The sequence below is a fragment of the Hydrogenophaga sp. 2FB genome, assembly GCF_005503365.1.
Taxonomy (GTDB): Bacteria; Pseudomonadota; Gammaproteobacteria; order Burkholderiales; family Burkholderiaceae_C; genus Hydrogenophaga.
In genome coordinates this window covers 43,618-64,891 of the sequence record NZ_SCML01000027.1, presented here as the reverse complement: position 1 = coordinate 64,891, position 21,274 = coordinate 43,618, and the positions used below count along the sequence as shown (strand labels likewise).

The 21,274-nt window shown below is 63.7% G+C and carries 19 protein-coding genes; 11 read left to right on the top strand and 8 right to left on the bottom strand.

Translation table 11 applies throughout. The features are described from left to right. Positions 1-2: 2 nt before the first annotated feature. From FFS09_RS16855 to FFS09_RS16840, 4 genes are all read right to left on the bottom strand, one after another. Positions 3-716, bottom strand: coding sequence for an ABC transporter permease (locus tag FFS09_RS16855; protein ID WP_137920055.1), 714 nt, complete (start codon positions 714-716; stop codon positions 3-5). A 10-nt stretch (positions 717-726) separates the two neighbouring features. Further along, positions 727-1,416: an ABC transporter permease gene (locus FFS09_RS16850; protein ID WP_171020069.1), complete on the bottom strand. Its 690-nt coding sequence runs from the start codon at positions 1,414-1,416 to the stop codon at positions 727-729. 8 nt (positions 1,417-1,424) lie between these two features. After that, the gene (gene aotJ / locus FFS09_RS16845; RefSeq protein WP_137920054.1) at positions 1,425-2,270 is read right to left on the bottom strand and encodes an L-arginine-binding protein AotJ; all 846 of its coding nucleotides are present in this window, start codon (positions 2,268-2,270) and stop codon (positions 1,425-1,427) included. A 114-nt stretch (positions 2,271-2,384) separates the two neighbouring features. After that, positions 2,385-3,332, bottom strand: a complete 948-nt coding sequence (locus FFS09_RS16840; protein WP_171020068.1) for a LysR family transcriptional regulator — start codon at positions 3,330-3,332, stop codon at positions 2,385-2,387. 131 nt (positions 3,333-3,463) lie between these two features. Between FFS09_RS16840 and FFS09_RS16835 the strand changes: the two genes are divergently transcribed. The 8 genes from FFS09_RS16835 to FFS09_RS16800 all read left to right on the top strand — a co-directional run bounded on the left by FFS09_RS16835 (position 3,464) and on the right by FFS09_RS16800 (position 13,075). Then, positions 3,464-4,477: a Bug family tripartite tricarboxylate transporter substrate binding protein gene (locus tag FFS09_RS16835; RefSeq protein ID WP_171020067.1), complete on the top strand. Its 1,014-nt coding sequence runs from the start codon at positions 3,464-3,466 to the stop codon at positions 4,475-4,477. A gap of 1 nt (position 4,478) precedes the next feature. Beyond that, entirely contained in the window at positions 4,479-5,690 is a 1,212-nt protein-coding gene (locus FFS09_RS16830; protein WP_137920051.1) for a CaiB/BaiF CoA transferase family protein, read from the top strand. Positions 5,691-6,255: 565 nt separating this feature from the next. After that, positions 6,256-6,747, top strand: a complete 492-nt coding sequence (locus tag FFS09_RS31420) for a type IV pilin protein (RefSeq protein ID WP_289509308.1) — start codon at positions 6,256-6,258, stop codon at positions 6,745-6,747. Then, positions 6,741-7,358 carry a GspH/FimT family pseudopilin gene (locus FFS09_RS16820; protein ID WP_137920050.1) on the top strand — a complete coding sequence of 206 codons (618 nt, stop codon included), beginning with the start codon at positions 6,741-6,743 and terminating at the stop codon, positions 7,356-7,358. Before FFS09_RS31420 ends, FFS09_RS16820 begins: the two co-directional genes overlap by 7 nt. Before the next feature lie 11 nt (positions 7,359-7,369). Further along, positions 7,370-7,813: a type IV pilus modification PilV family protein gene (locus tag FFS09_RS16815; protein WP_137920049.1), complete on the top strand. Its 444-nt coding sequence runs from the start codon at positions 7,370-7,372 to the stop codon at positions 7,811-7,813. Then, entirely contained in the window at positions 7,810-8,940 is a 1,131-nt protein-coding gene (locus tag FFS09_RS16810; RefSeq protein WP_137920048.1) for a PilW family protein, read from the top strand. Before FFS09_RS16815 ends, FFS09_RS16810 begins: the two co-directional genes overlap by 4 nt. A 26-nt stretch (positions 8,941-8,966) precedes the next feature. Then, entirely contained in the window at positions 8,967-9,632 is a 666-nt protein-coding gene (locus tag FFS09_RS16805) for a pilus assembly PilX family protein (protein WP_137920047.1), read from the top strand. A 32-nt stretch (positions 9,633-9,664) separates the two neighbouring features. Further along, the gene (locus FFS09_RS16800) at positions 9,665-13,075 is read left to right on the top strand and encodes a pilus assembly protein (protein ID WP_137920046.1); all 3,411 of its coding nucleotides are present in this window, start codon (positions 9,665-9,667) and stop codon (positions 13,073-13,075) included. Positions 13,076-13,133: 58 nt separating this feature from the next. Here the strand turns inward: FFS09_RS16800 and FFS09_RS16795 are convergent, their stop codons facing one another. Further along, the gene (locus tag FFS09_RS16795) at positions 13,134-15,113 is read right to left on the bottom strand and encodes an ATP-binding protein (protein WP_137920045.1); all 1,980 of its coding nucleotides are present in this window, start codon (positions 15,111-15,113) and stop codon (positions 13,134-13,136) included. Between the two features lie 122 nt (positions 15,114-15,235). Between FFS09_RS16795 and FFS09_RS16790 the strand changes: the two genes are divergently transcribed. After that, positions 15,236-15,970 carry a response regulator gene (locus tag FFS09_RS16790; RefSeq protein ID WP_137920044.1) on the top strand — a complete coding sequence of 245 codons (735 nt, stop codon included), beginning with the start codon at positions 15,236-15,238 and terminating at the stop codon, positions 15,968-15,970. A gap of 21 nt (positions 15,971-15,991) precedes the next feature. Here the strand turns inward: FFS09_RS16790 and petA are convergent, their stop codons facing one another. Then, positions 15,992-16,606 (bottom strand): ubiquinol-cytochrome c reductase iron-sulfur subunit, encoded by a 615-nt coding sequence (gene petA / locus FFS09_RS16785; RefSeq protein WP_137920043.1) that lies wholly within the window; start codon positions 16,604-16,606, stop codon positions 15,992-15,994. A gap of 203 nt (positions 16,607-16,809) precedes the next feature. Here petA and FFS09_RS16780 point away from each other — a divergent pair, with 203 nt between their 5' ends. Together FFS09_RS16780 and FFS09_RS16775 are read left to right on the top strand one after the other, a co-directional pair. Beyond that, positions 16,810-17,154, top strand: coding sequence for a hypothetical protein (locus FFS09_RS16780; protein WP_137920042.1), 345 nt, complete (start codon positions 16,810-16,812; stop codon positions 17,152-17,154). 7 nt (positions 17,155-17,161) lie between these two features. Then, a complete protein-coding gene (locus FFS09_RS16775; RefSeq protein WP_137920041.1) occupies positions 17,162-17,599 on the top strand; it encodes a hypothetical protein in 438 nt (145 codons plus the stop codon). Here the strand turns inward: FFS09_RS16775 and FFS09_RS16770 are convergent. After that, positions 17,596-18,819, bottom strand: a complete 1,224-nt coding sequence (locus FFS09_RS16770) for a PepSY-associated TM helix domain-containing protein (RefSeq protein WP_137920040.1) — start codon at positions 18,817-18,819, stop codon at positions 17,596-17,598. The two genes, FFS09_RS16775 and FFS09_RS16770, sit on opposite strands and share 4 nt — an antisense overlap. A gap of 14 nt (positions 18,820-18,833) precedes the next feature. Continuing rightward, positions 18,834-21,260 carry a TonB-dependent siderophore receptor gene (locus tag FFS09_RS16765; RefSeq protein WP_252374407.1) on the bottom strand — a complete coding sequence of 809 codons (2,427 nt, stop codon included), beginning with the start codon at positions 21,258-21,260 and terminating at the stop codon, positions 18,834-18,836. Between the last annotated feature and the right edge of the window lie 14 nt (positions 21,261-21,274).

The following is a 21,274-nucleotide window of genomic DNA, read 5'->3' as shown; positions in this document are numbered from 1 at the left end:
CTTCAGTGACCGCGTGGCGCCAGGTGGGCGAGGAAGCGGCGTTCCGCGAGCTTGAACATGCCCACCAGGCTGAACGTGATGGTGAGGTAGATCGCGGCCGCGAAGATGTAGGCCTCGAACGGCAGATAGTAGTCCGAATAGATGCGGCTCGCGGCGGCGGTCACGTCGAGCATGGCGGGCACGGTGCTGGCCAGGCTGGTGGCATGCAGCATCATCACCACCTCGTTGCTGTAGGCCGGCAGCGTGCGGCGGATGGCGCTGGGCAGCACGATGCGGCGCATGGCCATGCCACGGCTCATGCCCATGGCCTGCGCGGCCTCGATCTCGCCGGCCGAGGTCTCGCGGATCGCACCGGCCAGCATTTCGGCGGTGTAGCCCGCCGTGTTCAGGCTGAAGGCGAGCAGGGCGCAGAAGAAGGGCTCCTTGAAGTGCGTCCAGGGCCACACCGTGTCCCAGCGCGCCTGGATCCAGTCGAGCTGGCCCAGGCCGTAATAGATCATGTAGAGCTGGATCAGCAGTGGTGTGCCGCGGATCACATAGGTATAGGCGCCGACGATCCAGCGCAGCGGCGCGATCGAACTCGTCAACGCCAGCGCAAACAGCACCGCGAGCACGGTGCCCACACCGAGCGAGGACAGCAGCAACCACAGCGTGGTGACCAGACCGTCGCCATACATGGCGAGGTTCTTGGATTGGAAGATGACTTCCCACTTCATGCGTTGGTGCTCAGGTATTGGCGCGTTTCACGCCCAGACTGAAACGCCGATCCAGCCAGCGCAAGGCCCACAACGACACCGAGGTGTAGATGAGGAACAAGGCCGCGGCGAAGAGGAAGAACGTGAACGGTTCGCGCGTGGCCGCGCTGGCCTGCTTGGACAGGTAGGTCATTTCCTGCAGACCAATCAGGCTGACGAGCGCCGTGGCCTTGATCAGCACCAGCCAGTTGTTGGTGAAGCCGGGCAGGGCGTAGCGCACCATCTGGGGTGCGGAGATGCGCATGAAGGTGCGCACCGGGCCCATGCCGAAAGCCCAGGCGGCCTCCATCTGGCCTTTGGGAATCGAGAGAATGGCGCCGCGAAACGTCTCGGTCATGTAGGCGCCGTAGATGAAGCCGATCGTGAGCATGCCCGCCAGAAACGGGTTGATGTCGATCGAGGACTTGCTGCCCATCGCGGCCAGCAAATGGTTGAGCCCGATGGTGCCGCCGTAGAAGATGAGCAGCATCAGCACCAGTTCGGGAACGCCCCGCACCAGTGTGGTGTAGACCGTGGCCAGCCCCACGAGAAGGGGGCGGCCCGAGAGCTTGGCCACCGCACCCAGCAGGCCCAGCAAAATGGCCACCACGAGGGCGGCCAGTGAGACGCCCACCGTGAGGAGGGCGCCTTGCAGGATCGAGGCGAAGTAGCCGGACAACACGGAACGGCTTAGTTGCCGTACACGTCGAAGTCGAAGTACTTCTTGGCGACGGTGTCGTAGACGCCGTTGGAACGGATGGCCTTGATGCCGGCGTTGAGCTGGTCCTTGAGCGCGGTTTCGCCCTTGCGAAGCGCCACACCGACGCCAGTGCCGTAGTACTTGGCTTCGTTGAGCACAGGGCCGACGAAGCCGTAGCCCGCGCCTTCAGGCTTGCGCAGGAAACCGCCGTTCACTTCCACCTGGTCGGCCACCGTGCCGTCCAGACGACCCGACTTGATGTCGAGATAGACCTGGTCTTGTGCTTCGTAGGGAACGATGCTGGCGCCTGCAGGCTTGAGCTCACCCATGGCGTATTTCTCCTGCGTGCTGCCCTTGAGCACGCCGATCTTCTTGCCCTTGAGCGACTTCGGGTCGGTGTACGGTGTGCCGGTCTTGACGACGATGCGGCTGGGGGTGAAATAGTACTTGTCGGTGAAGTCCACCACTTGCAGGCGCTCTTCGGTGATCGACATGGAGCTGATGATGGCGTCGTACTTCTTGGCTTGCAGGCCGGGGATCATGCTGTCCCACACCTGTTCGACAAACACGCACTTGCGCTTGATTTCATTGCACAGGGCGCTGGCGATGTCCACGTCGAAGCCGGTGGGCTTGCCATCGGCAGTCTTGTACGTGAAGGGTTCATAGGTCGGGTCGATGGCGACCTTCAGTTCCGGCATTTCGGCCGGCGCTGGCGCGGGGGCTGTCGCAGGTGCGGCGGCCGGTGCAGCGGCCTCGGGTTTGGGCGCTTCGGTTTTTCCGCAACCCACCAGGGCAGCGGCGCCAATCAGGCTCAGTGACAGCAGCAATGTCTTCATAGATCAACCTTTGAATATGCGTGCCGGGGTGGCACGGGCGGCGAAATCATTGTAGTTCTGGGCTTGGAGCAACTTGGTGGGCAAGGCACAGTATTTGCCCTAAGGACAAAGCAACTATCGCGCCGGAACCGGGACCGTCCTCGTGAGTTCGATCAGGCTGTTCTTGATGTCGCGCACGGCCGGGATCGTCAGCAAATCGTGCCGCGTGACAAACACCATGCGGTCCGGTGGAAATGGCGTGCTCAGCCGGATCGGGCGCACCTTGCCGAGATCGGCGTAGTAGCGCACCGAGCTCATGGGCGCAATGGTGAGGAAATCGGTATTGCGTGACATCACGGCAAAGCTGGCGTGAAAGGAGGGCGACTCGATCACGGGAATGGGGGCCGGGATGCCCTGGCTCATGAATGCCATGTCGAATGCTTGGCGCGTATAGGTCCCGCGCGGCGCCACCGCCCAGGGCGCGCCCACGAGGGCCGACAGTGGCACCGAGCGTTTGCGCGAAAGTGGATTGCCGGGTGCGCATGCGATCTCGTACGGGTCGTTCCCCAGTTGGGTGATGTCCAGCGTGTCCACGGGCTGGCCGTGGTAGTTTGGGTCCAGCCGGCCAATGATGCAGTCGATCTCGCCGTCGAACAATTGATCCATCAGGTTGGCCACCGCGTCCTCGTGCAGATAGAGGCGCGGCATGTGGCCATGGGTGCGCAACTGGTGCACCAGGTCCGGCGCCATCGAGATGCCGGCCAGTCGAAGAATGCCGATTCTCACCATCGGGTGCTCGGGCGCGGCGCTCACCATGTCCGGGATCAGGTCGATGGCGTGCATGGCCGGGCGAACCCGTTCCAGCGCGCGGCGCCCGCTGTCGGTCAACAAGCCGCCGCGCGTGCTGCGGTCGACCAGCGTGCAGCGCAACACACGTTCCAGTTCCTGCAGCAGCTTCGTCGTCGTGGGCTGGCTGATGCCGAGGCATTCCGCGGCCGCCGTCAACGAGCCGTGTTGCGAGATCAGGTCGAGCAGGCGCAGGTGGCGCACACGCAAATGGTCCAGGCGAGAGGGGGTCGACATGCCGCCCATACTATTCCGAAATGGAATGGCGTACTTCAAAACCAATAGTTCCAAGGAAATTTGTGCCACACCACAATCGCACCGTGCGCAGCCACGAAACGGATGGCTCGACGACCACACGGAGACACGACATGACAAGCCCACACCGCACCACCTCGCCCCACTGGCAGCGCCGACGTATCGCGCTCGCGGGCATTGGCATCGCCCTGCTCACAGGGACCGGCGCTGCACTCGCCAACGATGCGACGACATACCCGCAACGCCCTGTTCGCCTGGTCGTCAGCTACGGCGCCGGCAACGTCACGGACGTTCTCGCGCGCGTGATCGCCGAGAGCCTGGCCACCAAGTGGGGCCAACCCGTGGTGGTGGAAAACAAGCCCGGCCAAGGCGGCAGCCTGGGTGCGCAGATCGCCGCACGGTCGGCGCCTGATGGCTACACGCTGCTGTTCTCGGCGATGGCGGCGATGGCGGTGAACCCGCACGTGTATGCCAATGTGGGGTACGACCCGCGCCGCGATTTCGCGCCCATCGTCAATGTGGCCTACCCCGATTTCATCGTGGTGGCAAACCCGCAACTGGGCGTGAAGACGTGGGCGCAGCTGATCGACTACAGCAAGAAGAATCCGACCGCGCTCAACTACGGCACGGCGGGCAACGGCACGGTTCCGCACCTGAACATGGAAGCCATCAAGCAGCGCACCGGGCTGCAGGCGCAGCACGTGCCCTACAAGAGCGCGCCGGCGGTGTTGACCGACGTGATGGGCGGGCGTTTGCAGCTCCAGCAGGAAACATCGGCCGTGCTGCTGCCGCAGATCAAGGCCGGCAAGGTGGTGGCGCTGGCGGCTGGCCCGAATCGCCATCCCGATCTGCCCGACGTGCCGTCGCTGGGCGAGGTCATCCCCGGTTACGCACCCGTCATCCCCTGGCTCGGCATGTTCGCGCCCGCGGGCACGCCGGAGGCCATCGTGAACAAGGTCAACCGAGACGTGCGCGAAATCCTGTCGCAGCCCACGATGAAGGCGCGGCTGGCGGGGCACGGGTTGAGTGTTGCCGACGGCACGCCCCAGGCGTTCGCGGCCACCTTGCAGAAAGACCATGAACGGCTGGGCCAGCTGGCGCAGCAACTCCATTTGAAGGTGGACTGACTTGACCGCCACGCATACCGAGGGCTCGACGCCCAGCCGTCCGGCGCCGTTGAAAGGCGTTCGTGTGCTCGACTTCACCACCGTGCTGTCGGGCCCGTACGCCACCTACCAGTTGGCGCTCCTGGGCGCTGACGTGATCAAGGTCGAGAAGCCGGGAGGAGGGGACTGGGCGCGCGAAGGCGCAGCCGTCCTCGATGCACCGGATTTGTCGGCCCAGTTCGTGGCGCAGAACGCGGACAAGCGCTCCATCGTGGTCGATCTCAGCACGTCCGATGGGCTTGATTGCGCATTGGCCTTGGCCGACCTGTGCGACATCGTCGTCGAGAATTTCGCGCCCGGCGTCGCGGACCGCCTCGGTATCGGCTATGAGGCGGTGAAGGCGCGCAATCCGGATGTGGTGTATTGCTCCATCTCGGGCTACGGGCAGGACGGCGAGATGAGCCGCCGCCCGGCGTACGACCACGTGGTGCAGGCCGCCAGCGGCGTCACGATGCTGACCGGCTCGCCAGAGAATGTGCCCAACCGCATTGGCCCGCCGATGGTGGACTACCTCACCGGCGTGCACGGCGCGTTCGCCGTTCTGGCCGCTTTGATGGAGCGGGACCGCACCGGGCAGCCGCAGCGCATCGACGTGGCCATGCTCGACGCGACGCTGGTCGCGATGGCCTCCACGGTGTCGGTGCTGAAGAACGCCGGCATCGCGCCGCGCGCCAACGGCAACACCGCCGCCAGTGGCAGCCCCATGTCGGGCATTTTCCCGACCGCCGATGGCCTGTTGTCGATGACGGCGAACAACGAGGGGCAGTTTCAGCGTGCCATGCAGGTGCTGGGGGCCGATGAAGCGGCGGCCGACCCGCGGTTCTCCACACCCCAAGCGCGCGGCCAACATGTCGATGCCTTCCGTGCGTTGCTGGCGCAGCGCCTGGCCACCCGATCGGCCAGCGAGTGGGAGACCCGGTTTTCCGACGCCCACGTGCCGGTGGCCCGTGTGCGAAATCTCGGGGAAATCCTGAGCGAACCTCATATGGCGGTGCGGGGCGTGCAGCAACTCGTGGCGGATCGACGCACCGGCGCCATGCTGCACGTGCCTTCGATCGGCTTCAAGTGGAACGGGCGTCCCTTGGGGCCCCGCCAAGGGCCACCGCGCCTGGGCGAGCACACCGATCAAATTCTCGATGAGCTGGGCGTTCCTGCGGAAAGCTGCCCCAAGTAGGCATTTGCGACGTATAGAGCCTGCTCCGAGCGCCAACGCCACCAAGGCGCTCGACGAGGCAGCGGGCTTCCCATACAAGCTTCTTCGGCATACGGTGGACCACCCGGTCATCGCTACCGTCCGAACCTGACCGGCTGCCATTGCAGCCCGTGCGCTCAACCGAGCGCATGACATCCACCTTGAAGAACATCCGCCGAGATGCGGGTCCGTCGACGCACGCCTCAGACCCGAGCGCGCCTCAAGCCGGTGATTGAATTCAAATTTTAATAATAAAGTTTGTGTTTAATAGTTCAAAAGAAGCACCATCAGAAGAATTTGACAAATAATTAACAGATGAGTTGATTATTAATGGCTACGCTTATCTTTTTGGGCGTAGCGTTTGCCATTCGAAGTGCTCGTCGCACTGCGACACGTGGTCGATTTCGGGTGCCTTCCGGTCGCCCTGCCGGTGTCGTGCTACGTTATAGTTTGTGGTAATTGAGTAGGCCGTGACGACGCAATTTGATGAATTTGATTGAAATTTTATTAATTTCCTGAATTGCTCTGATTTTGCAGGAGTTTCAAATTGAAAACAAAAAAAATCGCTCTTAGAAAATCAAAAAAATCCTCGACCGGATTTACCTTGGTCGAGTTGATGATTGTCGTGGCAATCATCGGAATTCTGGCGAGCGTGGCCTATCCGTCGTACCAGAACTATGTCAGGCGCGGGGCTGTTCAGGAAGCATTTGGCGCTTTATCCGATTACCGCGTCAAGATGGAGCAGTATTACCAGGATTACCGTGGATATGGTGCTGCTGGTGGTGTGGTTTGCGCGAATGGAACGGGTGCGCCCGCATGGAATACTTTTGCACCGGTTGGTGCAAAATTCACCTATGCCTGCGCGCTGGGAAGCGCTACCGACAATCAATCCTACACATTGACGGCGACGGGATCCAACGGAATTGCGGTGGGAAATGTATTCACGCTGACCAGCGGCAATATCAAGGGAACGACGAAATTCAAGAACCAGACGGTGACAGGCAAGGCCTGTTGGCTGGCCAGGGGAGATGAATGCTGATGCATCGAACAGGCGAAAAGTCGCGTCACAGCGGCGTTTCGCTGATAGAAGTTGCCATCACGCTGGTGATTCTGGCGTTGTTGATCGCGTTGGGGGCGCCGAGTTTTCAGACCTGGCTCCTGAATACCCAGATCCGGAACTCCGCAGAAGCCATGACGACAGGCCTGCAGCTCGCCAGGGGAGAGGCCGTCAAACGCAACCAGGCCGTGCGATTCACGCTCGTCTCACCCGACAACCCTGCCATTCTGGACGACACCTGTGTTGTGTCGGCTGAGGGAACGTCGTGGGTGGTCAGCCTGGACGACCCCACGTCCAAGTGTGCGGCCGACCCATCCAGTTCGGTCGTTCCCCGCATCGTGGCGAAGAAGGCGGGCGGCGAGGGCGGTGCCGCAGCCACGGTGGAAGGGACCGATGCCTCGGGCAATGCCTCATCGTCAGTGACCTTCACCGGGTTCGGGCTCACCAACGGTGCCGCCAACGCGTTGGCGCGCATCAACGTCACCTCGCCAACCACCGGAACGCGCTCACTTCGCTTGCAGATTTCAAGTGGCGGCGCCGTGCGCCTCTGTGATCCGGTGGTCACCGACACGACCGACCCTCGCAAATGCTGAGTTTGGCAACCATGAAACATCGAAAAATTCCATCACGGTTTCCGCGTGATTTTTCCTCCAGGACATCAGGGCGCGGCATTGTCCTGATCGAGGCATTGGTGGCCGTGCTGCTGTTCACCGTGGGTGTGCTCGCATTGGTCGGGCTTCAGGGCGCGATGACGCGGAACCAGACGGAAGCCAAGTTGCGAGGCGATGCCAGTTTCCTGGCCAACGAAATCGTGGGAACGATGTGGGGTGATGCCGGCAATGTCGGGAGCTATGCCACGGCGAGCTGTGCGTCCTATGCCCGCTGCAATGAATGGAAAACCAAGGTTGAGCGTGTGATGCCGGGCGGTACGGTGGCCGTGGCGGTGGGCAGCGGTGCCACGGCGGGTGCTGTCACGGTCACGGTGAGCTGGACAACCCCGGGCGATGGCACACACAACTACACCACTTCAACGGTGATTCAGATATGAGATATCCGTATTCGAAGACATCGGTATCGCCCGTTGTTCATCAACACGGTGTGACGTTGATCGAATTGATGGTGGGAATCGTGATCGGGTTGCTCGCCGTCCTGGTCATCAGCCAGACCATGGCATTCAGCGAGGCGCAAAAACGATCGACCACCAGTGGCGCCGATGCGCAGGTCAATGGCACGCTGTCGCTGTACACGCTGGAGCGCGATCTCAAGGAAGCGGGTTACGGGCTCACGGCGGTCAATTCCTCATTGGGCTGTGAAATTCGCTCCAGCTACAAAGGCACCGCATCCAGTTTTACGCTCGCGCCGGTGGTGATCACCGCTGGCGCATCGGGTGCGCCCGATACCGTTCGGGTGCTGGGCAGCAACAAGGACAATTTCTCTGTTCCCGCCTTGATCGTCAAAGACCATCCCGCCAATGCCGCCAACTTCTTCGTGAATTCAGGCGTTGGCATTGCAGACGGCGATTTCATGTTGGCCGTGCCGGAGACGCCGGATGCCAGCAATTGGTGCAGCTTGTTTCAGGTCACGGACAGCAAATCGGGATCCGGCCCCGGCCTGGGCAACAACCAGGTGTTGCACAACAGCGGACAAAGCGACTGGAACAACCCGGGTGGCTCCACAATATTTCCTGCCGGAGGTTACAACACCGGGAGTTACCTGCTCAATCTGGGTGCAATCATCAACCGCTCGTACAGCATTTCTGCCGGTTTGAATTTGCAGCTCTCCACCTTTTCCTCTGCGTCGGGCGCTGTCACCACCCAGGATCTGTTTCCCAACATTGTCCAGTTGCAAGCTTTTTACGGCAAGGACACCAATGCCGATGGGGCCGTCGATACGTACGACAAGGTGACACCCACTACCCAGGCCGGCTGGACGCAGATATTGACCGTGCGAATCGGAATTGTGGCCCGCAGCACCCAGTTCGAAAGAGACATTGTCACGCAGTCGAGTCCCCAGTGGGATGTGGGCACCGCCATGTCGGTATCCGGTGCTGTCGACTGCGGTGCTTCCAAGTGCGTGTCGATCAAGATTGACAACCTGCCCGATTGGCAGAGGTACCGCTACAAGGTGTACGAGACCACTGTGCCATTGCGAAACATGCTGTGGCGCTCGACGTGAAATTCAGTGTGCCCGTGAAAATGACCATGATGTCCAAAAGCATGCATTCCCCGAACAATCCATCAAGAACGCAGCATGGGGTTTCCCTGCTGTTTGCTTTGATTGCGCTGATTTCACTGGCTTTTGCCGCACTCGGGCTGGTTCGGATGGTGGATACGGGCTCATTGGTGATTGGCAACATTGGATTCAAGCAGGATGCCACGGCGGGCAGTGATCTGGTCGCCAACGAGGCCCTCACCTGGCTCGCCGGAAAGAACACGGGAAACACATTGGACAAGGACGATGCCGCCAACGGCTATTTCGCCAGTAGTCTGGATGTGTTGGACCCCACTGCCAATGGCTCGTTCGGCAATGCCCGTGCGCTGGTGGACTGGAACAGTGACGACTGTGCTTACGCCGTCGAGGGAACCTACGCCAACTGCATCACCCCAAGCGCCGCTACCACCTACGGCACGAACACCGGCCGCTGGGTGATCACACGCCTTTGCAAAACCGCAGGTTCGCCGGACGCCGGCAACGGTTGCTCGGTGCCGCTGAACAAGGTTGCCGTGGAAACCGGTGGTGGCGAAATCAAGTATGGCGGTGGTGTGCGGTTCACGCCTGCGTCAGGCGGACCCTTCTACCGCATCATCGTTCGCAATGTCGGCGCGCGCGGCACGGTCAGTTTCACCGAAACCATCGCCTATTTCTGAGTGAGTCAGGCACAGCATTTCCGGAGCAATTCATGGTGAACCCATCCCTCTACCGCTCGGCGGCCCGCGCCTTGTTTGTGTTGCTGCCGCTCGCCCTGCCGGCCGCAGGCCTTCATGCAGGCCCCAGCATTGGCGATTCGCCGATTGCCACCACGCCCAGTACGACCATCCGCCCCAATGTGATGTTCGTGCTGGACGATTCGGGGTCCATGGACGATGACTTTCTTCCAGACGGGGTTGGCTACAAAAATCTCTGCTTTGGCGCGGCCTCGATCAACCGGATCTTTTACGACCCCACCAAGAAATATGCGCCACCGCCCAAGGCGGATGGCACCTTGTTTCCGGATGCCACCTTCACCAGCGCGAAGAAGGATGGATTTTCTTCCTCATCGTCGACGGTGGATCTCAGCAAACTGTCCAACCTGTCCACGCCCGAGACCGAGATTGCCAAGAACACGGATTCGAGATTTTATTACTCGACCCACACGGCGACCGGATCGCCAAAATGCGGCAGTGGTTACAGCCGCACCAATTTCTCATTCGTGATCGATGCGAACTCGATCGCCGCTCCTTCCGGTCTGGATGCAAAGACAAATTACGCCAATTGGTACAGTTACTATCGCACCCGAATGTTGACAACGCGGTCGGCTGCGGGGCGTGTGTTTGTCGATCTTGATGCCAGTCGGTTTCGCATTGGTTTCGCCTCCATTCACACAACATCGGTTACCGACGGTACCGAGTTTTTGAATATCCGCAATTTTGATAGCGGGACCCAGAAGGCTGATTTCTTTTCGCGCCTGTATGGAACAGCACCCAGTGGCTATACGCCGCTGCGGTCGGCATTGGCCCGGGCCGGGCGCTATTACGCGAACAAGATTTCAGGGCAGACGGACCCTGTTCAATATTCTTGCCAGCGCAACTACACGATTCTCTCCACCGACGGATACTGGAATTCGAACGATGAACCGACCGGCTGGAACCAGCAACTCGGCAGCACGTCCAATTTCGGCAATCAGGATGGGCCCACGGTTTCCGGTGTCGAGCGACCGCAACTAGACGACGTAAAAAGCGGCACGACCACCGGTGGCAACGGTGCGTCCAATACGCTGGCCGACATCGCGATGTACTACTACAAGACCGACTTGCGCACGACGGAGCTCAGCAATTGCACCGGTGCCGTGTCGGGTCAGGACGTATGCACCAACAACGTCTCCCCGGTGACCGCGGATGCCGCCACGCACCAGCATATGAACACCCTGACGCTCGGCTTGGGTGTGTCCGGACTGCTCAACTACGACCCCAACTACCTCACGCAGGCTTCCGGCGACTTCTTTGACCTGAAGCAGGGCAGCAAGGCCTGGCCCAACCCCATTTCGAACTCTGGCGCAGAGCGGATCGACGACCTGTGGCACGCCGCAGTCAATGGACGCGGCAAGTACTACAGCGCGAGCGACCCGACGGAGGTGGCCGCCAGTCTGGAGCAATCGCTGCAAGCCATCGACTCACAGCGGGGCTCGGGTGCAGCTGCCGCGACGTCCAACCTCCAGCCAGTGGCAGGCGACAACTTTGTGTTTCTGGCCACCTACCAGACCCAGTTCTGGGTCGGAGACCTCCACGCGCTGACGATCAATCCCACCACCGGCGTGGTGTCCAACACGGCACTGTGGAGGGCGGCGACGCGCCTCAATACGAAAGTCGCCGCGACCACCGACACCCGGAACATCTATTACTTCGATGTGTCGACGACGAACAAGCTCAAGTCGTTCGAGTACACGAACCTGTCCTCAACACTCAAGGCGAACTTTGACAGCCTGTGTCCGGCTACTGGCACGGCCAAACTGAGCCAATGCGCCACGCTCGGGGCGACGGAGAAAACCGCGGCCACGGGCGATAACCTGGTGAAGTACCTCCGCGGACACAAGGGCCTGGAGAACGCGAGCGGTAACGCAACCAAGGTGTTCCGCAACCGCGTGGACGATCAAGGCACAAGCAACGTGCTGGGCGATATCGTGAACTCGGTGCCGGTCTATGTGAAGAAGCCGAGCTTCAAGTACGCGGACACCGGTTACGCGACATTCAAGGCGGACAACGCCACGCGCGCGGGCACGGTGTACACGGCGGCCAACGACGGCATGCTGCATGCGTTCGATGCCGACACTGGCGATGAGCGCTGGGCCTTCGTGCCCACGGCCGTGATGGGCAGCATGCACCGGTTGGCAGACGAAAACTACGCGAATTCGCACCGGTTCCTGGCCGATGGCGCGCCCACGGTGGCCGACATCCACGATGGCACCGCATGGAGCACCGTGCTGGTGGCCGGTTTGAACAAGGGCGGGCGTTCGTACTACGCACTGGACGTGACCGATCCGGCCGCACCCAAAGCGCTGTGGGAATACACGGAAGCCGACCTGGGCTACACCTTCGGCAACCCAATCATTACCAAGCTCAAGAGCGGCACCTGGGTCGTGATGTTCAGTTCGGGCTACAGCGATGGCACGCTCAGCGGCAGTGGCAACGGTTATCTCTATGTGCTCAACGCGAAAACGGGCGCCCTGATTTCCAAGATCCCGACCTACACCAGCGGTACCACCGCGGCGGGCACCACCACGGCGCCGAGCAACCTGGGCGCCATCAACGCCTGGGTGCAGAGCACGCTCGACAACACCGTGGCGCGCGTCTATGGCGCCGACATGCTGGGCAACGTGTGGCGTTTTGATGTGGACAACAACCTGGCCCCCAGCGGCAATGAAGCCTTCCTGCTGGCCCAGGCCCGCACCAGCAGCGGCGCGGTGCAGCCCATCACGACGAAGCCGGAGTTGTCGGAAGTCAAGGTCGGCGGGACCCGGTACGCGCTGGTGACCGTGGGCACGGGCCGCTATCTTTCCATCGACGATCCGGGCGACACCACGCTGCAGTCGGTCTACACCTTCAAGGACACGCTCTCCACCACATCGCTGGGCGTTTTGCGCGACAACACCAACATGGTGCAGCAGACGCTGGGCGTGCTGACTGGCACCACCCGCAGCGCCCGCACCATCGTGTCGCCCAAGACCGTGTCGTGGTCGACCCGCGACGGTTGGTACATTGACTTCAGCCTGAGCACCGGCGAGCGTGTGAACGTGGACATGACCAGCCAGCTGGGCATTCTCACGGTCGGCACCAACATTCCGGAGACCAATGCCTGCACCACGGGTGGCACATCGTGGCTGTACTTCTTTGACATCACCAGCGGTTCATTCCTCAGCACATCCAAGGACGCGGCCGCCGGGTACTTCCTGGGCAACAGCCTGATCGAGGGCTTGACGACGATCCAGAACACCACCGGTGCGACACAGACCATCGTCGTCAACAACAAAGGTGAGATCACCACCGAGAACAACCCACCGCCACCGCCCAATGCCGGGAGCGCGCGGCGCATCTCCTGGCGTGAGCTGAAGAACTGACGCCAGGCCCGATCCATGCCGGTGCGAAGGCGTCGGCAGTGCGCTTCAGTCCCTCCACTCAATGGATGAGTTCGGCGAGCGTGCGAGCAAGCTCACCGCGCCGCAGGGGTTTCATCAGCACGCGGGTCACGCCCGCACTGCTGGCGCGGCGGGCCAGCAGCGCGCCACCGTAGCCACTGACCAGCACCACCGGCAGCCGCGGCGCCAGCGCCCGCAAGGCACTGGCGAGTTGCGTGCCGCCAAGCCCGGGCATCCGCTCATCGGTGATCACGGCGGCAAACCGTTCTGGAGCTTCGGTCACGGCTTGCAGCGCATCGCGGGCATCCGCGCAACACACGGGTTCGTAGCCCAGCCCGGTCAACAGTTCATCGGCCAGGGCCAACAGCGCGGGCTCGTCGTCGACCACCAGCAAGCGCTGGCCGGTGCCTTCGGGCACCGCCGTGGAAGCCTCTGCCGGCATGGGCAGCGCGTCGGTGCACTCGGGGAGGTACAGGCGAAATCGGGCCCCCTGGCCCGGCTGGCTCTCGACGTCGATGCCGCCGCCGAACTCCGCCACCACGCCAAAAACCACCGCCAGGCCGAGACCCGTGCCCCCCTGGTTGCCGCGCGCGGAGAAGAAGGGCTCGAACAGGTGCTCCATGACCTCGGGCGTGATGCCCACACCCTGGTCGGCCACACTCAGCGCCAGGTAGTGGCCCACGGGCAAAGGCGAGTGCGACAACACCTGGGGTTCGGTGACATGCCGGCGTTCGAGCCGAACGCTGAGCATGCCGCCGTCGGGCATCGCTTGCAGGGCGTTGGTGCACAGGTTCATGACCGCCTGGAACACTTGTGTCGCGTCACCGCGCAGCCGCGCGCCGGGCGCGTCGAGCTTGCGCTCCAGCACCACGCGGGGACCCAGTGAGGCGGTCAACAGCGCTAGCACCTCTTCGACGACAGGCGCCAGCTCGAAAACCGTCGACGCACGCGCACCGCCACGGCTGAACGACAGGATGCGCTCGATCAGCGATTGGCCCCGCTGGGCCGCCTGCAGCACCTTGCCCAGGTGCCGAGCCTGGTCGCTGCCAGGCGCGGCAGCGTCATGCGCCATCTCGCCATACCCGACGATGCCCGCCAGCACATTGTTGAAGTCGTGCGAGACACCGCCCGCCAGTGCGCCCAGCGCTTCCAGTCGGCTGGTGCGGGTCAGCTGCACCTGCAGGGCGTGTTGCGCCGCCAGCCGCTGCCGCTCGGACCGCGTCACGATGTGCACCGCCGCCGCCATGGTGATCAGCAGAAACCCCAGCGCGGCGATCGACAACTTCAGCGCACCTCGCCAACCCGCGAGCACGGCACCGAGTTCGCGAGACACCACCACATCGAGACCGTAGCGCGGAACCCGGTGCGCGCCCACGAGGTGGTCGCTGCCGTTCAGACGGTCCACGGTGACCCCGGCCAGCAGCACGCCATCGCTGCGGTAAATGGCCATGCGCGCATCGGCCGCGGGCAGGGCAACACCGAAGGCCCCCAACAACTTGTTGGCAGGGATGGCGGCGACGATCCAGCCGGCCGGGTGGCCGCGCACGGCGTCAACGCGAAACGCCAGTGCAACCTGTGTCTCTGAATCCTTGGCTTCAACGAAGGGCCGGCTCAACGCGGTGGCGTCGGCCGTGAGCGTTGCCAGTGGCGGCAGGAAGGTCCGCAGGTCGGGCGGCGGCGTGGCTTCTGACGACGCGATCAACCCACGGTCTTCGCCCAGCAGCCACAGCGCCGTCACCATGGGCATCAGGGCCGCGCGTGTCTGCAGCGCCTGGACGGTTTTGCTGCCGGTGGTGGGCAACTGGCGCTGACCGAGTTCGAGGCCCAGGGCTTGCAAACCCTCTTCGGCGCCACGCAAACCGCGATCGAGTTCGTCGGTCAAGGCCAGCGAGAGCAGTTCGAGTTCCCGCCGCTGGTTGTCCAGTGCGGTGCGGTGCAATTGCCAGAGTGCCAGCGAAGTGGCAGCCGCCACCAGCAACCACAGCGCCGCCGCGAACAGCCACGGGCGCCACGCGGCCATCGGGCGGGAGGAGGGGGCGGGGTTCGATCGATTCACAAGTGGATCAGCAGCGGTTCAGCGGAGCACCTTTGCGCGTGGGTGTCCAGTATGCGCCGCAGGCCTGCGGTACGATGAAACCACCCATGAACACCACCACCGTTGTTCCCCATATTCTCGTGATCGACGACGATGCCGACGTGCGGGATCTTGTGGTGGAGTACCTGGGCAAGAACGACATGCGTGTGAGCGCCGGCCGATCGGGTGCGGAGATGTTTGCGCTGTTCGACCAGGAGGCCATCGACCTGGTGCTGCTCGACCTCAAACTGCCCGGCGAGGATGGCATGCACCTGGCGCGTGCCTTGCGCGAGCGGGCCACGGTGCCCATCGTGCTGCTGACCGGGCGCAACGAGGAGGCCGATCGCGTCATGGGCCTGGAGCTGGGCGCCGACGACTACGTCACCAAGCCGTTCAGTCCGCGCGAGCTGCTCGCGCGCGTGCGGGCGGTGCTGCGCCGCTACCAGGTGCAGGCTACGCTGCCCGAGCGCGACAACACGCGACGGGCTTACCGCTTCTCGGGTTGGGAGCTGAACCTGCGCACGCGTCGCCTGCTGTCGCCGGCGGGGGCGTCGGTGGACCTGTCCAATGGCGAGTTCAGCCTGCTCAATGCGCTGTGCCGGGCGCCACGGCGCGTGCTGAGCCGCGACCAGTTGTTGTCCTTGTCGCGGCTGCATGAAGGCGAGGTCTACGACCGCACGATCGATGTGCAGATCCGCCGTCTGCGCCTGAAGATCGAGCTTGACCCGACCCACCCCACGCTGATCCTCACCGAGCGGGGTGCGGGGTACCTTCTGGCCAGCGACGTCGAGACGCTGTTCTGACCGGATCAACGCACCGGCTCGTCACGCGGGCGCGGTGTCATTGCCGATCTCAAGCCGCGTGCCGCTCACATATTGATGCGGTGGCACCTCGAGGTTGCTCGGCGCCGGCTTGTTCTTGAACACCCGTCCCGCGCCATCAAACGTCGAGCCATGGCAGGGGCAGAAGAACCCGCCCGGCCAGTCGGCGGGCAGGTTGGGATTGCCGGCGCCAGCGGGCACCGAAGTGGGCGAGCAGCCCAGGTGGGTGCAGATGCCCACGGCGACGAAGAACTCGGGTTTGATCGACCGCGCGGGATTCTTCGCGTAGGCGGGCTGCTGCTCGCGGTTCGAATTCGGGTCGGCCAGTTCGGCGTCGTGGCCTTGCAGCGCGGCCACCATCTCGGGCGTCCGGTGCACCACCCAGACCGGCTTGCCTCGCCATTCCACGATCGTGGTGGCGCCGGGCGGGAGCGCCGACAGGTCGACCTCCACCGGCCCGCCAGCGGCCTTGGCCCGCTCGCTGGGCGCGAACGACGCAACGAATGGGACCGCGGTGGCGACGGCCGCCGCGCCACCCATGGCGGCGGTGGTGGTGAGCCAGATGCGCCGCTGGTGGTCGGGCGGGTGGACGGGTTGGGTGTGCGGCTTGGAGGACATCGCGGCGGTCGGTCACAGGTCGTCTGCATGGGTAATGGGACGCTGACGTGAAGGGATATTGCAATGGCGCGGGCCGGGTGGCATTGCAGGGAGCGCCATGGCAGATGACATTTGTCATCTGGCGCGTGGACATCTGCAACCTCCAGGCGCCACGGGAGTCATAGAGTGAAACGCATCCAACCCGGCGAACAGAAAGGCAGAGCATGTCGAACAACCTCCCGATGACGATGTTTGTGGATGCGATGGTGGGCGCGACCGCCTACGCGCACCCACACCCCGAAGCGCACGACTTTGCGCACTCGACGGCTGCCATGGCCCATGTCGAGCGTGCCCGTGTCGATCTCTATTGCGACCACAACAACCTGGCGATCGCGGCCATTCGGGAGGCGCGCCGCGAGCTGAAGACCACGTCCAGCCCAGGGGTGGCCGACGCGCTGGCCGCACTGGACGAGGCGTCCTGGATGACGCGTCACAACGATTTCCTGCGCGCGGAACTGGCGCTCGAACACGCGCTGATGGTCATGCGGGCCATGTCGGGCCGGCACTGAGCTCACCATGAGCGCAACGCCCGAGCCGTCCGCAGGCGGCCACCCCCTCAAGTCCGAGGAGGGCAGGGCCATCCCCGAACTGGTGGCCGAGGTGTACGAGACCGCGCTGCCGGTGGACCGAGGACACATGCTGGAGCAGCTGTTGCGCCCCTTGGGCGTGCTGTCTCTCGTGGCCATTGCCGGTGGCGTGTTCGCGAAGATCCGGTTTCGCAGCGGCTGGCAGGAGATGCACGTCCGCATGGAGGACCTGCCCGGGGTGCAGTCCACCGACATCATCGCGCTGGTCGACCATGCGCAACAGGTCAGCATCGAGGCCGTGGATGGTCTGGCCCGGCTGGTGCTCGGGTCACCCGCGCTGTCTGGGTCGGCCGCGGCGATGCTGCTCGTGGCTTTGCTGCTGCAGCGTGCGCGCCAGACCCGGGTGGATGATTCCGGCGACAGTTAGCGGGCGCCTCCCGAACTGCCGTATGAGAGGAGGGCGCGGACCGCGAACCCACGCGAGCGGCGCTTGCGCGCCCAGATCACCACGCCCGTGACGCTGAGCATGGCCACCACCAGACCCATGAGCGAGATCAGGATGCGCCCCGGCAAGCCCAGGATGCGGCCCGAATGCAAGGGGAACTGTGCCTGCATGAAGATGTCGCCCGCGGTGCCTTCGCCGGGGAAACGCCCACCCACCAGTTCGCCGCTTCGACCATCGACGTAGAGCCAGGCGTTGCCCAGTCCACCGTCGGCATGGTCCTGCCCCGGCCAGAAAAAGCCCACGCCATACAGCCCATAGCGTCCGGCATGGAAAACCCCACCGGCTGGCCGCGTCCAGCCCCGGCGCGTGGCTTCGGCCTGTGCTTGTTCAATGGCTTGTTCCCGCGACAGCACCGGCTCGATCGGCGCATGAAGGGGTGTGGGTTGGCGCAACTCGAACGGCGTGGGTGTCACGGATGAGAACAGGGACACCACGGGCATCATGACCTCGCGGCCGAGGTTCATCGAGACCGAGGTGATGGCCAGCATCAACAGCAGCGCCCACACCCACACGCCACCGGAGCGGTGCAGATCGAAGTTCAGCTTGGGCCATCCGTGGCGGGTGCGGAAGGCAAACGACTTGCGCCATCCCTTCAGGCTCGGGAACGAGATCCAGAGCGCGATGAAGCAGTCGAGGATCCACACCACCGAGATCACACCCATCACCCACATGCCGAGTTCAACCGCGCCCACATCGGGAATGTGCAGGCTGTAGTGCAGCTTGTAGAGAAACGGCAGCAGGTTCTCGCGCGAGAGGGAGATGGCACCCCACTCGCGCGTGCCCTGTACCTCACCGGTGGCCGGGTCCAGCGCCACCTGGTTGAAGCCGAGTTCGAAGGGCTTGCCCGTGGCGGGATCCACGCGCGCCTCCACCGACACGCCCAGCGTGTGGCCGGGCTCGATGGCCAGTGGCATGTAGCCGACGCGCAGGCGCGGGTCGGCCGCCTCCAGTCGCCGGGCCATTTCCAGTGGTTCCAGCGGTGCCGGGGAGACACCGCTGCGCGCTTCGAACAGCTGCGGGTTCAGCCACTCGTCGAGCTCGTGGTCCCACGAGATGACCGAACCGGTCAGGCCCGCGACGAACAGAAAGAGCGCGATGAGCAAACCGGCCCACCGGTGCAACAAGGCCAGAACGGAACGCATGGTGAACGGCCCGCTCAGAACTTGTAGGTGGCTTTGAGCCAGACGTTGCGCGGGTTGCCGTAGGTGTAGCCGTTGTAGCCACCGAGCCCGTTGTAGTAGTGCTTGTCGCCCACGTTTTCGATGTGCAGCGATGTGCTCAGGTGGCGGTTGATGTCGTAACGCGCCATCAACCCGAAGACCGTCACGTCACCCTGCGTGGCGCGGCCAAGCTCGTTGAACTCGTCGTAGTGGATGCTGCTCTGGTGGCTCACGCTGCCCCCGAGAGTGAGCTTGCTCCAGTCGCCCGGCAGGCGGTAACTGGCGGTCATGCGCAGCAGCCGGCGCGGGTATTGCGGGTTGAGCAGCATGCCATCCATTTCGCGCTTGGCATGGTAGGTGTAGCCTGCCAACACCTGCAGGCCAGGCAGCAGTTCACCCGAGGCGGTGAGTTCGAAGCCCTTGCTCTTCGCGCCCTGCACCGCGCGGTAGGGAATGCTGCCGTCGGGCAACAGCGGTCCACCGGCTTCCTGCACCGCCAGGTTGGTTTCGCGGGTCGTGAAGATGGCGGCGCTGGTGTTGAGCCGGCCACCGAAATGCTCGCCCTTGACGCCCAGCTCGATGTTCTGGCCGCGCTGCGGTGAGAGCAACGCGTTGTTGCGATCGCGTGCCGTGTTCGGTTGGAAGATGTCCGTGTAGCTGCCATAGACCGAGAAGGTCTTGCTCACGTCGAACACCGCGCCGACATAGGGCGTGATCACGCCCGTCTCGCGTGAGCTCGGGTAGATCGTTCGTCTGCCAGCGGTCCAGTCGACCAACGAAGACTCGGACGTGTACCAGGTGGCCCGCGCGCCGAGGATCACCGACAGCGGATCGGTCAGTCTCAGGCGGGTCGATGCATAGACCGCTTTCTCGATGGTGGTGCCGGGCTGGGTGTAGAGCGGAAACGGGAACGCCGCGGGCGCCGGGAAGTTCTGCAGCTCGTAAAAGTTCAGCGGCCGGCGATCGACACCGCCCGCGACGGCGGAGTTGGTGTCGACGCTGTAGCGGTAGTGGTTGTAGTTCGCGCCCAGCACCGCTTCGTGGGTGCGGCCGAAGGCGGAGAAGGGCCCCTTCAGGTGAACGTCCACCGCCTTGTTGGTGCCCTTGGCCGGGTTCTCGCGGATGTCGATGGTGGAGGCGCCGGTCTGGCCGTCGATGGCGCGGTAGATGCTCAGGTCGCCCGAGGCGCGCTTGCGTTCGCTCTCGAGGTAGCTCACGTCCACCTTGAGCTCCCAGCCGTTGCCCAGGCGCTGGTTCAGGTTCGCGAACAGCTTGTCGCTGAACATGTCCCAGTAGCTCCAGGGTGCGCTGGAGTTGAACGAGCGGGGCAGGGTGGAGCGCGTGCCGTTGGAGAAGAAGAGGGGGCTTTGGCCGTAGTTGGCGCCGTCGATGGCGGTCTTCTGGTGTTCGTAGCCCACGGAAAGCACGGTGTCTGGCGTGAGGTCGGCCTCCAGAATGCCGTAGAGCGCGTCTTCCGCGCGCTTCTTGTTCTGGATGAAACTGCGGCCATCGCTGCGCGCCGCCACGAACCGCCCACGCAGCGTGCCGGCGGTGTTGATCGGGCCGCCCACGTCGACCTCCGCGCTGTAGCGGCTCCAGGAGCCGATGCCACCGGAAACGTGGCCCGCGAATTCAGAGGTCGGGCGCTTGCGCACGAGGTTGATCGCGCCACCGGGCGACCCCACACCGTTGAGCAGGCCTGCCGCGCCTCGAATCACTTCCAAGCGGTCGTACAAGGTCGTGCTGATCATGCTCGCCTCACCCGCCACGCTGTTGAAGCCCAGCGTCGGCACGCCATCGATCATCGTGTTCAGCGGAAAGCCGCGCGACGAGAACGTCACGCGCTCGTCGTTGCGGTCGGCCACGATGCCTGGTGTCTGGCGCAGCACATCGTCGAGGTTGATGAGGTTCTGGTCTTCCATCTGCTGGCGCCCGATCACGCTGACGGACTGCGGCGTCTCGCGCAGCGACAGATCCATGCGCGTGCCCGCGCCCGTGGCGCTGGTGGTGTAGGAGCCCGTGCCTTCGGTGGTGCCGCTGCGATCGGCGCTCGCGGCCACCACCACAGGAGCCAGTGTGGCTTCGGAGACGGTCGAAATGGGCCTGATCACCATGGCCGCGCCATCCAGCGTGGCCACCAGGCCGCTGCCCGCGAGCAGACGGTCCAGCGCCTGACGCGGCGTGAGTTGACCGGAGATCGCTGGCGCGGACTTGCCGGCCACCAGGGCCGGTGGCGCGATGAGCTCGATGCGTGTCTGTCGCGCCCAATCATTGAGCGCCTGCCCCAGCGGCTGAGCCGCCATGTTGAGTTGCACGGGCGCGTTGAGCAGCGCCTGGGCGCTTTGTGCGTGGACGAGGGGACTGCCGATGGCAAGTGCGATGGCGAGGGCCAGCGGGGCGGGCCGAAACACGGGGCGGTTCATTGAGTACGTTCTCC